At 45.7% G+C, this 13,872-nt stretch carries 11 protein-coding genes; 3 read left to right on the top strand and 8 right to left on the bottom strand.

Going from position 1 to position 13,872, the window contains the following annotated elements; all coding sequences use genetic code 11:
* Position 1: 1 nt before the first annotated feature.
* The 4 genes from R7E78_RS14760 to cls form a co-directional block, all read right to left on the bottom strand.
* A complete protein-coding gene (locus R7E78_RS14760) occupies positions 2–862 on the bottom strand; it encodes a lipase secretion chaperone (protein ID WP_138939986.1) in 861 nt (286 codons plus the stop codon).
* A gap of 12 nt (positions 863–874) precedes the next feature.
* The gene (locus R7E78_RS14755; protein WP_062730700.1) at positions 875–1,780 is read right to left on the bottom strand and encodes an esterase/lipase family protein; all 906 of its coding nucleotides are present in this window, start codon (positions 1,778–1,780) and stop codon (positions 875–877) included.
* A gap of 248 nt (positions 1,781–2,028) precedes the next feature.
* Positions 2,029–3,234: a cystathionine beta-lyase gene (locus R7E78_RS14750; protein ID WP_042522027.1), complete on the bottom strand. Its 1,206-nt coding sequence runs from the start codon at positions 3,232–3,234 to the stop codon at positions 2,029–2,031.
* A gap of 211 nt (positions 3,235–3,445) precedes the next feature.
* The gene (gene cls / locus R7E78_RS14745) at positions 3,446–4,900 is read right to left on the bottom strand and encodes a cardiolipin synthase (protein WP_017634667.1); all 1,455 of its coding nucleotides are present in this window, start codon (positions 4,898–4,900) and stop codon (positions 3,446–3,448) included.
* A gap of 430 nt (positions 4,901–5,330) precedes the next feature.
* On the opposite strand from cls, the gene R7E78_RS14740 reads away from it, so the two are divergent.
* The 3 genes from R7E78_RS14740 (at position 5,331) to R7E78_RS14730 (ending at position 8,449) form a co-directional block, all read left to right on the top strand.
* Positions 5,331–6,701 carry a sodium-dependent transporter gene (locus R7E78_RS14740; RefSeq protein WP_042522154.1) on the top strand — a complete coding sequence of 457 codons (1,371 nt, stop codon included), beginning with the start codon at positions 5,331–5,333 and terminating at the stop codon, positions 6,699–6,701.
* Between the two features lie 82 nt (positions 6,702–6,783).
* Positions 6,784–7,476, top strand: a complete 693-nt coding sequence (locus R7E78_RS14735; protein WP_017634666.1) for a TIGR01621 family pseudouridine synthase — start codon at positions 6,784–6,786, stop codon at positions 7,474–7,476.
* Positions 7,477–7,507: 31 nt separating this feature from the next.
* The gene (locus R7E78_RS14730; protein ID WP_171342727.1) at positions 7,508–8,449 is read left to right on the top strand and encodes a class I SAM-dependent methyltransferase; all 942 of its coding nucleotides are present in this window, start codon (positions 7,508–7,510) and stop codon (positions 8,447–8,449) included.
* Between the two features lie 213 nt (positions 8,450–8,662).
* On the opposite strand, the gene R7E78_RS14725 is transcribed toward R7E78_RS14730, so the two are convergent.
* The 4 genes from R7E78_RS14725 to R7E78_RS14710 form a co-directional block, all read right to left on the bottom strand.
* A complete protein-coding gene (locus tag R7E78_RS14725) occupies positions 8,663–9,718 on the bottom strand; it encodes a hybrid-cluster NAD(P)-dependent oxidoreductase (RefSeq protein WP_318057996.1) in 1,056 nt (351 codons plus the stop codon).
* Between the two features lie 80 nt (positions 9,719–9,798).
* Positions 9,799–11,460: a hydroxylamine reductase gene (hcp, locus tag R7E78_RS14720; protein ID WP_025499867.1), complete on the bottom strand. Its 1,662-nt coding sequence runs from the start codon at positions 11,458–11,460 to the stop codon at positions 9,799–9,801.
* Positions 11,461–11,634: 174 nt separating this feature from the next.
* Positions 11,635–13,164, bottom strand: a complete 1,530-nt coding sequence (norR, locus tag R7E78_RS14715) for a nitric oxide reductase transcriptional regulator NorR (RefSeq protein ID WP_318057995.1) — start codon at positions 13,162–13,164, stop codon at positions 11,635–11,637.
* Between the two features lie 202 nt (positions 13,165–13,366).
* Entirely contained in the window at positions 13,367–13,846 is a 480-nt protein-coding gene (locus R7E78_RS14710) for a glycine zipper 2TM domain-containing protein (protein ID WP_005386695.1), read from the bottom strand.
* Positions 13,847–13,872: the final 26 nt, after the last annotated feature.

The raw sequence follows: 13,872 nt of genomic DNA, 5'->3' as shown, positions 1-13,872 counted from the left end.
GTTAGTTCTGGCTATCATGAATACGTTCCAAAGCTTCGATTCGACGCCATTGAGTGGCATCGAAGCTTTGTTTTCTTAAAGCAATGATTTCTGCCTGTTTTTCGTCTTGCCCTAGAAAATCCCTATTCAGAATATTTTGACGCTGCTTTAAGTAAGTGGCGAGTTGAGTCTCAAATGATGCTCTTTGCTCATCAAGCTTTTGCAGCCTCTGCGCTCCGGCATCTCCTACCAGAGCAACACGGGCGATGTACTTATCTTGTGAATCAAGCTGAGAAGCTTGCTCGAGCTGCTCTGCTAATGCGTTATTGCGTTCACTTTCTCGTATGTAATCCGGTTGTTCTGATAACGCTTGATTGAGAAGGTGTGTTTGACTCTCGATATCCGATGCCTGTTTTTTGATCGTCAGCTTTTCTAATGCAAGCTGGCGAAGTCGGTTTTCTTCGTCAAACAATTGGGTTATCTGCACCTCGTTAAAGTATTGAAGCTGTAAGTTCAGTATTGCTTCATTCAGCATGGTTAACTGTTCAAGCGTTAGGTGGTTGTGCTCAAAAGGCTCTAATGCAGTGAGTGCTTGCTTGTAGGAAAGGTAGGCTTGAAAAAGTGTGGCATCAATATTCAGAGTTTGCTTTGCTAAAGTGTCATCATTGACTTCCGCTTTGATCGTATCGAGATCTTCTTCGCCCAGCCGGCTAAGAGAATATTCGAAGAAATCTTTTGGAGAAGAGACATCGGCGGCTATATCTTGCTGAGATTGCGAATGGTTAGAGGTTATCTCTTGTTGTTTGTCGCTTTGCAACAGAGAAAGCGCTCCCACGCCAAATATCGAGAGCAGGATAAAAGTGGTGAGAGCGACTTTCTTCATTGTGATGACCTCTTATAAACCTTGAAGTTTGAGACGATTTGCATGTTGGCGATAAAGCGTGACTGGATCGGTTTCAAAAAGATGATGGATACCGAGTAGGCCGTTAATTTCATCCAAATGGTTCATTTGATAATCATCACGTATGACTTTGCCCAAATGTGTGCTGCACGCACCAACTAAGCCATCATTTGGCCCATCAAAGGCTAAGCCAAGTACCATCATGGCAGCGTCGGTCGGATCGAAAACGTTTGTAAAAGTGGATGATCCGGTCCATGAGTAGTAATAAACGCCATTTGAAGCCAGCAAGTCACCATTACCACATTCACTGGTAGGGACTCCCTCCGGGTAGTGTTGGTTAAACGCTAATGATCCTTCCGTGGTTAATGCTGCTAGTGAGGCTAAAGGGTCTTGGTCGAGATCAGAACCACCTGATAGAAGATTAATAAGAGTAGTTAAGCCTTGCGCCAGTTTTACCGCGAGCTGCTCACTACCCGAACCCTCAGATACGGTGCCACGAACTAAATCTGCCACTTTAGACCCTTTATTAACGCCTCCTATACTCGTAACTGATGCGACTAGGTCAGGACGGACAGAGGCAACATAGCGCGTTGTTGGACCACCATGACTGTGACCAATGAGATTGACTTTCTCTGCGCCTGTTGCTGCAAGTAAGGTTTCTACTTGAGCAAGCAGTTGCTCCCCTCGAACTTCACTACTATTGGTCGCGGATACCTGTGCAACATAAACCGTAGCGCCATCTTTTGTTAAGGAATGTGGTATTCCGAAAAAGTAATCAACGCCTGCCAGGGTATCAAAACCAAACAAACCGTGAACCAGAACAATCGGATACTTGGTTTGGGTATAACCTGTTGCGGCGGATACGGAGGTTATTGGGACGGTAACTAAGGTAAAAAGCATTAGCGCTATAAATTTGAGTTTCAAAACTATCTCCTTGTGGTATGACCTCTTATGAATGATAAAAAGTAGGAGAGAAACTCTAAATTTGGAAAGCCTATTTGTGGCACATTATTTCATTCTGTGACTGCTCAATTGAAAAGCAACACAAATGATTAACATTAATTAATGGTTCTGGTGAATGTTAGTTAATTCTAATTAAGTCAGGGGATTATAAAAACGCCCCGCAATGCAGGGCGATTCAATCATTGTTATAGGGAGGCTTCTTTTTCAAGCATTAAGGCATTATAACGCGCAAAACCAGCCTCTAAATCAGCGATCAAGTCATTTACGTCTTCTAAGCCAATATGAATACGAACCAAAGTACCTTCAAAGTGTGGGTGAGCTACGGTTCTCAGGCTGTTAAAGCTCTTAGGTTCGTTAGCTAGAATGAGGCTTTCATAACCGCCCCAAGAGTAACCCATACTGAAGTGTTTCATACCATCAAGCAGAGCCGTCGTCGCTTTTGGATAAGACGTTTTGAGAACAAATGAAAACAAGCCGTTTCCACCTGTGAAGTCTCGTTTGAAAAACTCATGGCCAGGGCTTGTTTCTAAAGCTGGATGGCGGACATGATCAACTTCTGGGCGAGAAGCGAGCCACTGAGCGACTTTTAAACTGCTTTCTGCGTGCTGTCTTAGGCGAACATCCAACGTGCGAATACCTCGAAGACCTAGGTATGCGTCGTCAGGAGAAACGCACTGACCCATCAGGTAGCTTTGTTCACGAAGCTGATCCCAATACTTTTCAGAAGCCACAGCAGTACCTAGCATGACATCTGAATGTCCAACAATATACTTAGTTGCCGCTTGAATGGAAATGTCTACGCCATGCTCGAAAGGAGAGAAGTTCACGCCTGCTCCCCATGTGTTGTCAAGCATCACGATGATATCTTGCTCGTGGGCAATGCGCGCTAATGTAGGTACATCTTGGACTTCCATGGTTATTGAACCAGGAGACTCCAAGAAAAGGACTTTGGTATTCGGCTGAATCAAGTCTCGGATACCTTCACCGATCATTGGGTCATAATAGGTGGTTTCGATGCCCATTTTCTTCATTATGGTGTTACAAAAGTCACGAGTTGGTTCGTAACAAGTGTCCACCATTAGAATGTGATCGCCAGTTTCAACGAAAGAGAGGATGGCGTTTGAAATTGCTGCCGTTCCACAAGGGTAAAGCGCGCAACCAGCTCCACCTTCAATCTCAACCATTGCGTCTTGGAAAGCAAAGTGCGTGTTGGTGCCTCGGCGACCATAAAACAATGTTTTGTTTGCACGATTAATGGTGGCTTGGTTCTTTTCTGCAACGGTATTGAATACCACGGTTGAAGCGCGTTGAACGGGTGGGTTTACAACACCATTTGTCCACTTTTTATCGCGGCCAGCGGTAATGAGTTTGGTTTTTTTTCCCTCTGACATAAAAGTTCCCTGTCTTAAATATTGCGGTTTTGAATATTTAAAACATGGACGACGTAGGTTATGCAAGGGAAAAGTCAACTATCAGCCAATAACAGCCAAGATGAACAGGTAATGATGTCGAGAGGTATCGTGTAGATAGGGAGCTAAAAGAACAAACCTCCAGCAGGATGCATGTAGCGCTGGAGGTTTTTTAGCCTGTGTATTTGAGGTATTAGAGGAGTGGGTTGAAGAGATAGAACACTCGCTCTAAGAACCGAGAAAATAGGCTCCTTTTCTCCCATTCTTCCAATACAACAGTGTGAGATTGCTTAATATAGCTATCTTGTAACCAAGACATTTGCTTGGTGAACTCTTCGTCATCAACGGCGAGGGTCACTTCGAAGTTCAGCCACAAGCTGCGCATATCCATGTTTACGGTGCCAACTAAACAGAATTGGTCGTCAATTACGACAGATTTTGTATGCAGCAAACCACCATAAAACTCATAAATCTTGACCCCTGAACTCAAGAGCTCACTATAAAAAGCGCGTGAAGCCCATTGCACCATCATAGAGTCATTTTTATGGGGAATAATGAGTTCAACGTTAATGCCTCGTTGTGCTGTCATCTTTAACGTTTCGAGTAAATCAGCATTGGGCACGAAATATGGTGTTGTGATTCGTACCGAGCGATTGGCTTGGTTTATTGCCAATGTTAATACTTGATAGATCAGATATTCCGGCATACCTGGGCCAGAAGGCACAACCTGAATAGGGTGTTGGAATTCACTCTCATCGATCTTGCATTCAGGTAGTCTTGGTAAATGACGTTCGCCAGTTTCGACTTCCCAATCCCAACAGTGGATGGCACTCAATACGTTTACCGTTGGTCCTGTAATGCGAACCATGATATCCACCCAATGCCCAACGCCACTATTTTGCTTGAAGTAAGCCGGGTCAACCAAGTTCATTGAACCTGTATAAGCAATTTCATCATCAATTACGATGATCTTGCGATGTTGGCGAAGATCAAGACGACGTAAGAAAATACGCCACATCTTCACTTCTAGCGCTTGAATAACTTCAATTCCAGCATCCTGCATCATTCGATACCAAGGACTTCTGAAAAAACGTGGACTACCTGCTGAATCGAGCAATAGCTTGACATCTACGCCGCGTTTAGCCGCTTGAATAAGCGCAGAAGCGACAGAGTCAGCCAAACCACCTGGATGCCAAATGTAGAATACCATTCGAATACTGCTCTGCGCGTTTTCGATGTCTTCAATAATGGAATGCAAAATCTCATTAGGTGACTGTTGCAGCGACAATGTATTACCGCTCAATGCGGGAAGACCAAGGCGGTTGTTACAAAGTTCATCAATTCGGTAGATGTGCCTTCCCATCGTTTCTGGGTTGTGCGCGTTACAGTCGTTAAGCTGACTGAACCACTTCTCGAATGGTGTAAACATCTCTTTTGCGCGTTCGGCCCGTTTTCTGCCTAAGTTCAGTTCACCGAAGAGGAAATAACACGCGACACCCAGAACGGGAAGGATATAAATGATCATTAGCCAAGCTAAAGACACGCTCACTGCACGGCGCTTTAAAACGACACGAATGGTCACACCTGCGACCAGTAACCAATATAGCCCGATGCCAGCTAAAGTAAGAAAGTGATAAAACTTGTCCATATACGCTCAGAGTAATATGCCCTTCTAGGATATTAAGCATAAAAGTGGGTTGGGGGAATAGATTTCCCATTTAGACGTGGGATTGACCTTATATGAGGAACAAATTTCATAACAGCTGATTCTGTTATTTTAATGTGAAAAATAAGGTCATTCTTTAACTTTTGAATAAAAAAGCAGCATTTAACCTGCGTAACTCGACACTTGTGCGATAAATGTACTTTTTTGGGGTTCCAATTTTAAAGGGGAGCTGCTTTACTTTCTAGACATAGTGCGTCGAACGCTTATTTTATAAGTGTACAATAATTTTTACATAAACTTTTTAGACGCCTATCTCTATGCATACACAACAAACTAATTTTGGAGAAAAAGCGTGGCTACAACTAATACAGCAGCACCACGTGATACGTGGGGGTCTAAACTAGGCTTCGTAATGGCAGCAGCGGGTTCCGCTGTCGGTTTAGGCAATATATGGAAATTCCCTTACACAGCGGGTGAGAGTGGCGGCGGTGCATTCGTTGCTATCTACCTTATCTTTGTTATTTTTATCGGCTTTAGCGTGATGCTGACAGAGTTCGCTATTGGTCGTAAGACAGGTCTTTCTGCCGTAGGTGCATTCAAAACAACTGACCGACGCTGGACGTTCACTGGCGTTATGGGAGTCTTCAGTGGTCTTTTGATCATGGGCTTCTACCCAGTGGTTGGTGGTTGGGCATTGGCCTACATCTTTAAAGTGGGCGGTGGTCTACTCAGCGCGCCAGAAGCAATTGGCGACAGCTTTGGCGGTTTCATCTCAGATCCGATTCAACCTTTAATGTGGATGGGTGTTTACCTGTTCCTTAACGTCATGATTGTGATGAAAGGGATTTCGGGTGGTATTGAGAAAGCCGGTAAGGTTCTGATGCCGCTTCTGTTCTTAATCCTAATCGTTGTTTCTGTTAAGGGCTTAATGCTGCCAGGTGCAATGGCTGGCCTTGAGTTCTTATTCATGCCCGACTTTTCTAAAGTCGACAGCAACGTGGTTCTTGCTGCACTAGGGCAAGCGTTCTTCTCACTTAGCTTAGGTATGGGTTGTATGATGACGTACGGTTCTTACCTGAAGAAGAAAGAGAACCTAGTTCAAACAACCGGTATGGTTACAGCGATGGATACTGGTGTCGCGATTCTTGCTGGTGTTGCTATGTTCCCAGCTATGTTTGCCTTTGGCATGGAGCCTGCGGCAGGCCCTGGTCTTGTATTTGTTGTCGTTCCTCAGCTATTTGCTGAAATGGGCGGAGTAATTGGGTTGCTATTCGCGTTGCTATTTTTCATCGGTTTGACGGTGGCGGCATTAACTTCTTCAGTATCATTATTGGAAGTTGTCGTGTCTTACCTAATCGACGAGAAAGGCATGAAGCGCTCTAACGCTGTTCTGTCTGCAAGTGCAGTTATGGCGGCATTATGTATTTTTGCGTCACTATCGTTAGGTGGAATGGGACCAACGCTGTTTGGTACCGGTGCCTTTGATATCTTTGACTTACTAACGGACAAAATCTTCTTAGCGGTTGGTGGTATGTTGGTTTGTATCTTTGCTGGATGGCGCCTAAGCCGTGCTGAGCTAGAAAAAGAGATCACTAATGACGGCGAAGTATCCTTCCCGTTATTTGGATTGTGGTACAACCTAGTTAAATACCTGATTCCTGTTGCGATTGCTATTGTTGCCTTCATGGGGATTAAGTCTGGCTTTGATAGTGGCAAAGGTGAAATCATGCTGCTGGGTATCGCAATCATTGGTCTTGCTGGCATTTTCTCGAAGAAGCTTTAGCAAAGACCTTGGGGGCAAGCCTCGATAGCTTTGTCCGGTAACTTATGTATACTGCTGGCTCCAAACGTGGAGCCAGTTTTTTATGTTCGATATTCTACATACCCATCCCGATTTTCTGATCATCAATAAGCATCCCAACGTCTCTGTTCATAAAGACGATGGCGACACAATGCTGCTGCAAGAAGTGGCTAAGCAGAGTGGTGAGCAGCAGCTCTATCTTATCCATCGCTTGGATAAAATGACATCGGGTATTCTGCTCCTCGGACGCAACGCCAAAGCGGCCAGTGCGTTATCGCAAGCTTTTGCTGACCGCCAAGTGGAAAAGTTCTATCTGGCGATTGGCTCTAAAAAGCCGAAAAAGAAACAAGGTTTGGTCGTTGGTGATATGGAGCGTTCGCGCCGTTCATCATGGAAGCTGGTCAACAGCAAAAATAACCCAGCCGTTACCCAGTTTTTCTCTCTTGCGGCAGAGCCCGGAGAGCGCCTATTTTTATGTAAGCCACACACTGGTAAAACGCATCAAATCCGCGTGGCATTAAAATCGGTTGGCTCAGGTATTGTTGGCGACCCGATTTACAATGCAGGCAATGAGGCTGATCGCGGTTATCTGCACGCATTTTCACTTTGCTTCCAATACCGAGATGAGCAATATCGCTTTGTTTGCGATCCACGAGAATACAAAGTGCTTGGTAACAAATGGCACAGTGAAACCGTCTCTCAGGGTTTGGATACTTGGCTTTCCCCCTGGGAACTGAACTGGCCTACGATCAAATAACCGTCACAAAGAAAACTAATAAGAGAACTCGATGCAAGTATCACAACTTCCGCTGTTTTTTCAGCATCTAGAAACCGAGCTCGCGCAAGCTCCGAACGAAATTCGTCGACTGTTTCATGGTCGTGGCCGTCGTTTTGAGGGCCTAGAGCAAATCACCTGTGACTGGTTACAAGGTCAGTTGATCATCAACTTGTTTAAAGAAGTCGACGACGCGTTTCTCGCTGAGCTGAAAAGCGGCCTCAATGCGTTGGCACAATCACAACTGTGGGCAGATAAGCAAGGTCGCACTATGGTTCTTCAGCACCGTTATGCCGATGGTGCGCCTTCAGAAGTGCTTGTCGGTGAATTAGACGCTCGCCCTGTCGTTGAAGAAAGCGGTTTGAAATACCAATTGGATATTGGCCGCAACCAAAACTTCGGTCTGTTTTTGGACATGCGCTACGGTCGTGATTGGGTTCGCGAAAATGCGAAGCACAAAAACGTGCTTAACTTGTTTGCTTACACCTGTGGCTTTTCTGTCGCTGCCATTGCGGGTGGCGCAGATAAAGTGGTTAACGTCGACATGGCAAAAGCGTCGCTGTCTAAAGGTCGTGAGAACCACAAGCTAAATGGTCATAACATCAACCAGGTAAGCTTTATGGGGCACGATATCTTTAAATCGTGGGGTAAGATTAAAAAATCTGGTCAGTATGACTTGATTATCATCGATCCGCCTTCATTCCAGAAAGGCAGCTTTGCGCTGACGAAAGATTACAAAAAGATTCTACGTCGATTGCCGGATTTGTTGGCAGAAGGCGGTCAAGTGATGGCATGTGTGAACTCGCCATCTGTGACAAGCGACTTCTTGATTGAAAGCATGAAAGAAGAAGCGCCAGAGTTGACATTCCGTGAGCGTCTGGATAACCCACCAGAGTTTATGGACGTAGACAGCGAAGCAGCATTGAAAGTGTTGTTGTTTAGCGAGAAGCAATGACGACGAAACGAAAGTTGTACCTATCTATAGTACCAGCCGTTTGAGTACGGCTGGCATTTCCGCGATACCCCGTCAATCTGAATAGCGAGACGCGAGTGTGATTCAGAGTCTATTATCAGAATGAGTTATTCCTAACACGCTGATATTAGGTTCCTGATCTCGCCTAGGCTCGCCGGAATGACGGGAAACAATAAAAGATCGATACCAGCAGCATTAACCGATCTGCACTTCAAGATCCGCTTCGATGATTGATGAGCAGGCGAGCACATAGCCTTGTTCAATTTCTTCTGGCGTCAATGTTTCTAGGCTAGTGGAAGATACGCTGCCTTTACGAACCTTGCATTTGCACGAGCCACAAATTCCGCTTCGACAAGCGACGATTAATGGTAAACCTGCGCCTTCGAGCACATCGGCCAGTACCTGACCTTTTTGCGCATCGATGCTTTGAGCAAAATCAGGAACAGAAACGTTAACCGTCTCATCGGAGACCGATGATTCTGCGCCAGTCGCTGGCGTAAAACTCTCTTGGTAGAAGTTCGTCATGTCAAAACCAAGGTCATTCAAATAGCCGTGAACATCTTGCATAAACTGGCTTGGACCACACAGGTAAACGGTGCGCTGTTTGAAATCAGGAACAAGCTCTTTAAGCCAGTCGGCATTCAAACGACCTTGTGGATGCGATGTTCCTTCGCGGTTTTTCAGCAACAACTTTAAATTGAAGTTGGGATACACAGCGTCTAACGTTTCTAGCTGATCGTAGTAAATCGTCTCTTCTGGGCTGCGTGCAATATGAAGAAATGCGATGTCCACATCGTTGTCGTTTTCATCTTGATTACTCAGCCAGTGCTTTGCCATCGAAAATACGGGCGTGACGCCGCAACCTGCACTGATAAGCAAGGCTTTTGTTTCGCCATCACATAACATGGGTGGATGGTCGATGCAGTTAAATTCGCCTGCTGGTGGTAATGCTTGAACAGTATCACCGAGCAGCAGCGAGTCAACGATGTAGTTCGATACTTTACCGCCAGATACTCGTTTGATTGTGAGTTGAAGGTGATCGTCTTCATTGATCGAGCTGATTGAATAGGCACGAAACTCCATTTTTCCATCAATTTCGACGCCCAAGTTAATAAACTGGCCAGGCTTAAACTGAAACAGAAGTGATTCGGTTAGTTCGGCCAATTTGATGCTGACGGTGTCGTGTGTTTCGAAGTATTTGTCGATGCAACGGAGTGTGACGGGTTGGTTACCTTGCCATTCAAAAAACATAACAATCTCTTTGGTTGTGGCTATTTTGGTTCGAAATAGATAGCGCCTCCGCGTAAGGAGGCGCGTAACAAGCAAGTTTATTAAGCTGCTAGGATGGCTTTTAGATCATCCTGAACATTGCCAATACTGCGCATATCGAACTTCTCTTGGATGATGGCGATTAGGTTTGGCGTTAGGAATGCTGGTGCAGTAGGGCCTGTGTAAATGCCTTTCACACCCAATGCAAATAGCGTTAGCAAGATAACGATCGCTTTTTGCTCGAACCAAGAAAGTACAAGCGTGAGTGGCAGTTCATTGATGTCACAGTCAAACTCTTTCGCCAGTGCAAGTGCAAGCTGGATTGCAGAGTAAGCATCGTTACATTGGCCCACATCCAATAGGCGAGGGATGCCGTTGATATCGCCGAACGTATTCTTGTTGAAGCGGAACTTACCACACGCCAACGTCAGGATTAGTGTGTCTTCTGGCGCTTCAGCCGTAAAATCGGTGTAGTAGCTGCGTTCCGCTTTATCACCATCACAACCGCCGACTAGGAAGAAGTGTTTGATGTTGCCTTGCTTCACTTGGTCGATAACCGCAGGGGCGGCGTTCATCAGTGCATTGCGACCAAAACCAACCGTGATGTGGTGTTCGATTTCATCGTGTTGGAAACCGTCTTGCGCTAGAGCACATTCAATCACTTGGCTAAAATCATCGCCTTCGATGTGAGCCACTCCAGGCCAGCCAACAATACTGCGGGTGAATAGACGGTCTGCGTATTGACCCACATTTGGATTCAACAAACAGTTTGACGTCATTACGATTGCGCCAGGGAAGTTTGCGAATTCTTTCTGCTGGTTTTGCCATGCGCTGCCGTAGTTACCGACAAGATGAGAGTATTTCTTCAGCTCAGGGTAGCCGTGTGCAGGCAGCATTTCACCATTGGTGTAAACGTTAATGCCTTTGCCTTCGGTCTGTTGCAGGATTTTTTCTAGGTCATGCAAATCATGGCCAGAAACAAGAATACATTTACCTTTTACTGGCTTGACGTTCACCGTGGTTGGTTCTGGATGGCCGAAGGTCGTTGTTTCACCTTGGTCGAGCATTTCCATCACTTTGTAGTTCATCAGGCCAATGCGCATTGAGCAATCAAGTAGTTCGCCAAGATCTTCAGGGTCTGTGCCCAACCACGCCATGATTTCATGGTATTCGGCATAGATATCGTTGTTGGTTTGCTCAAGAACACGTGCGTGCTCCATGTACGCGGCTGCACCTTTAAGTCCGTATAGGCAAAGTAGGCGTAGGCCAATAACATCTTCATGTACTTGGTCTTTACCACGGTTAACCGCGACTTGAGGAGCAAAAGCTAAGATCGCTTCTGCGCTGTTTGGTAGCTCGAAGTTGGCAACGGCAGGAATGTCAGTAAGGTTGGTGTTTGACAAAGTCGCAGCAGACATTACTTGCTCTTTTAACAATGCTTTGTACGTTGCGGCTTGAGAAGTTAACTCTAGGATGCGTTCAGGGTCGAAGTTAACGTTCGTCAATGTAGAGAAAAATGCCTTGGGTGCCCATTGGTTGATTTCATCGTTAATAATGTTGAATTCAAGTGCTTTTGATGCCCAAAAAGAAACCCCTTGCAGTGTGTAAACCAACACGTCTTGAAGGTCAGATACTTCAGAAGTTTTACCACACATACCTTGTGCAAAAGAACAACCTTTAACAGCAGGGGTTTGAATTGTCTGTTCACATTGAATACAGAACATATTGGGTTCTCCAGTGATTGTTTTAATAGTCGTGATGTTGACCACTAGAGAGCAGAATGTGTGCCAATTTTTATTTTGTTGATTTATATAGGATTTTATTGTTTTTAGGCGAATGATTGATGTAATTAAGACAACGGGGTTGATGTCTTAATTACATCGGCTTCTTGTGGTTGGTTATTTATTGATCCCGAGCTTTTTACCCATCCGATATAAGTTCCCTCGATCCATTTGTAAAAACTCCGCTGCTTTTGCCCAAACGCCACCAGTTTGGCTCAAAGCATGTTCAATTAAATCACGTTGATAGCTTTCTATTAGCTCTCGCATTGGTTGGCTTTCTTTAGGCAGATAATGCGATGTGTTTTTTACATCATCGAGAGCCAATGAGGTGTCGAAATGGTTAAGCATGATCGTGCTTGCGCCTTGTTGAATGGCGTGTAAAGCCGCGCGAGTTAAAGTGTGTTCGAGCTCGCGCACGTTTCCGTACCAAGGTAAAGATTCCAATTGAGTCAACACTTTAGGGTGAACGTGCAGATTGGGTGCATTGAATTGTTGGCGTACTTTTTCCAACAAATATCCTGCTAAAACGGGAATATCCCCGTCACGGGCACGCAGTGGGGGGACTTGGATTGGGAACACGTTCAAACGGTGGAAAAGGTCTGCTCGAAACGTGCCAGATTCGACCTCTTTTTCTAGTTGTCGATTGGTCGCGGCGATGATGCGCACATTGACCATCAAATGCTGATCGCTACCCACACGTTGCAGCTCGCCTTGCTGAATTACGCGCAGCAATTTTGCTTGCAAAATCAAAGGCAGTTCGCCCACTTCATCAAGGAAAATCGTTCCACCGTCTGCCAGTTCAAACTTACCGGCACGGTGGCTATTAGCACCTGTAAATGCGCCTTTGACATGGCCAAACAGTTCACTCTCAGCCAGACCTTCTGGTAAAGCCGCACAGTTGACGTAAATCATCGGCTTATCGCTACGATGAGATTGCGCGTGTACCGAGTGCGCGACCAGTTCTTTACCAGTTCCGGTTTCTCCTAAGATAAGTACCGCGTAATCTGATTGAGAAACGGTCGCAATGTTGTTTCGTAACTGGTTGATCTGCGGACTCAAACCCACCATTTCGCCATGTTGAGAACGGGCTTGCTGGATAAGGGTTTGAGTGACACTTTTTTGCTTCTGGTTTTGTGTTTTGAGTGCTTTTAATTGCGCAATGTTACGCAATGTCGCAGCGGTCAAAGCTGCAAAGGTTTCGATAGCGACAGGATCGATGTCATCAAACGCGCCCACCGTTAGGGCATCCATCGTTAGTGCGCCAACAAGTTGGCCTTCGACATACAAGCTAAAGCCCATGCAATCATGAACATCAATGCACTGGTCTTCGGTTAATAGTGTGCCGTCAAAAGGATCCGGCAGTGAACAATCGGCATCGAAACGCACCGGTTCACGGCTATGAATAATGGCATCTAAGCGAGGGTGCGCCTTGGGGAAATAGCGACGACCTAAGACCGAGCTGGATAAGCCTTTTACCGCGACAGGAGTTAGAAAACCATCCTCATCGAAGATAAACAGGCAGCTCGCATCACATGGGAATACTTGCGCGACCCCATCAATGAGATTTTGATATTGCTGCTCGTGAGAGCGATTTGAGCTGAGGTTTAGCGCGATATTAAGGAGTACGTGGTCAACAGTCGGAGTCATAACAAGCCCAAAGTTATCTGGAATGGGCTCATGCTAGCAACTTGATGTCATTTGAACATCGAAAGGTGTGGGAGATTGATGTTCCATTGACGACGATCAAGTTTGATACGAAAAGAAACGCGCAAGTTAACAAGCCAGTGATGTAAGCTTGCGCGGGTTAGGTGTTTGAATTAAAGCAGGCCAAAGGTTTGGTTCGTCCGAATTAACGAGGAACGACTCTGGCGTCATTACCAGAAACATTGATTTGGACCGCTTGGCCTGGTTGGAAAATCATGTTTGGATTTGCTTCTTGAACAATAGAGATAATCTTTCCGTCCTCTAAACGAATGGTCAGATTCACGCCATTTCTTTTCGCGGTTGCTTCAGCCGCTTTGCTGCCTGCATAGCCACCCAATAGACCACCACCAATGGCAGCGATATCCGAGCCAGAACCGCCCCCAACTTTTGAGCCTAAGATCCCGCCCACGGCAGCACCAGCGATGGTGCCAATGGCATTGGATTGGGTAGAGGCATCAATGGTTACGGGTTCTACTTTTTCTACTGTGCCGTAGTAAACCTGCTGAACTTTGCGAGTGTCGGATGAGCCGTATGCATCTCCGTACGGGTTAGGTGAGCTACAGCCGCCAAGCACGAGCGCACAAGTAATGGTGAGCAACATGCCTAAATTGATCTGTTTTTTCATATAGCCTCCGAATGGTTTCTTCATTC

Source organism: Vibrio sp. YT-19(2023) (genome assembly GCF_033337395.1).
Note: the sequence above shows the minus strand (reverse complement) of the source record. Positions and strands in the feature narration are given on the sequence as shown.

Bases quoted from the DNA above. Each gene is read 5' to 3' on its own strand.
- R7E78_RS14725 (WP_318057996.1), bottom strand. From the start codon at position 9,718: ATGTTTTTTGAATGGCAAGGTAACCAACCCGTCACACTCCGTTGCATC.
- R7E78_RS14755 (WP_062730700.1), bottom strand. From the start codon at position 1,780: ATGCTTTTTACCTTAGTTACCGTCCCAATAACCTCCGTATCCGCCGCA.
- R7E78_RS14740 (WP_042522154.1), top strand. From the start codon at position 5,331: ATGGCAGCAGCGGGTTCCGCTGTCGGTTTAGGCAATATATGGAAATTC.
- hcp (WP_025499867.1), bottom strand. From the start codon at position 11,460: ATGTTCTGTATTCAATGTGAACAGACAATTCAAACCCCTGCTGTTAAA.
- R7E78_RS14710 (WP_005386695.1), bottom strand. From the start codon at position 13,846: ATGAAAAAACAGATCAATTTAGGCATGTTGCTCACCATTACTTGTGCG.
- R7E78_RS14750 (WP_042522027.1), bottom strand. From the start codon at position 3,234: ATGTCAGAGGGAAAAAAAACCAAACTCATTACCGCTGGCCGCGATAAA.
- R7E78_RS14735 (WP_017634666.1), top strand. From the start codon at position 6,784: ATGTTCGATATTCTACATACCCATCCCGATTTTCTGATCATCAATAAG.
- R7E78_RS14730 (WP_171342727.1), top strand. From the start codon at position 7,508: ATGCAAGTATCACAACTTCCGCTGTTTTTTCAGCATCTAGAAACCGAG.
- norR (WP_318057995.1), bottom strand. From the start codon at position 13,164: ATGACTCCGACTGTTGACCACGTACTCCTTAATATCGCGCTAAACCTC.
- cls (WP_017634667.1), bottom strand. From the start codon at position 4,900: ATGGACAAGTTTTATCACTTTCTTACTTTAGCTGGCATCGGGCTATAT.
- R7E78_RS14760 (WP_138939986.1), bottom strand. From the start codon at position 862: ATGAAGAAAGTCGCTCTCACCACTTTTATCCTGCTCTCGATATTTGGC.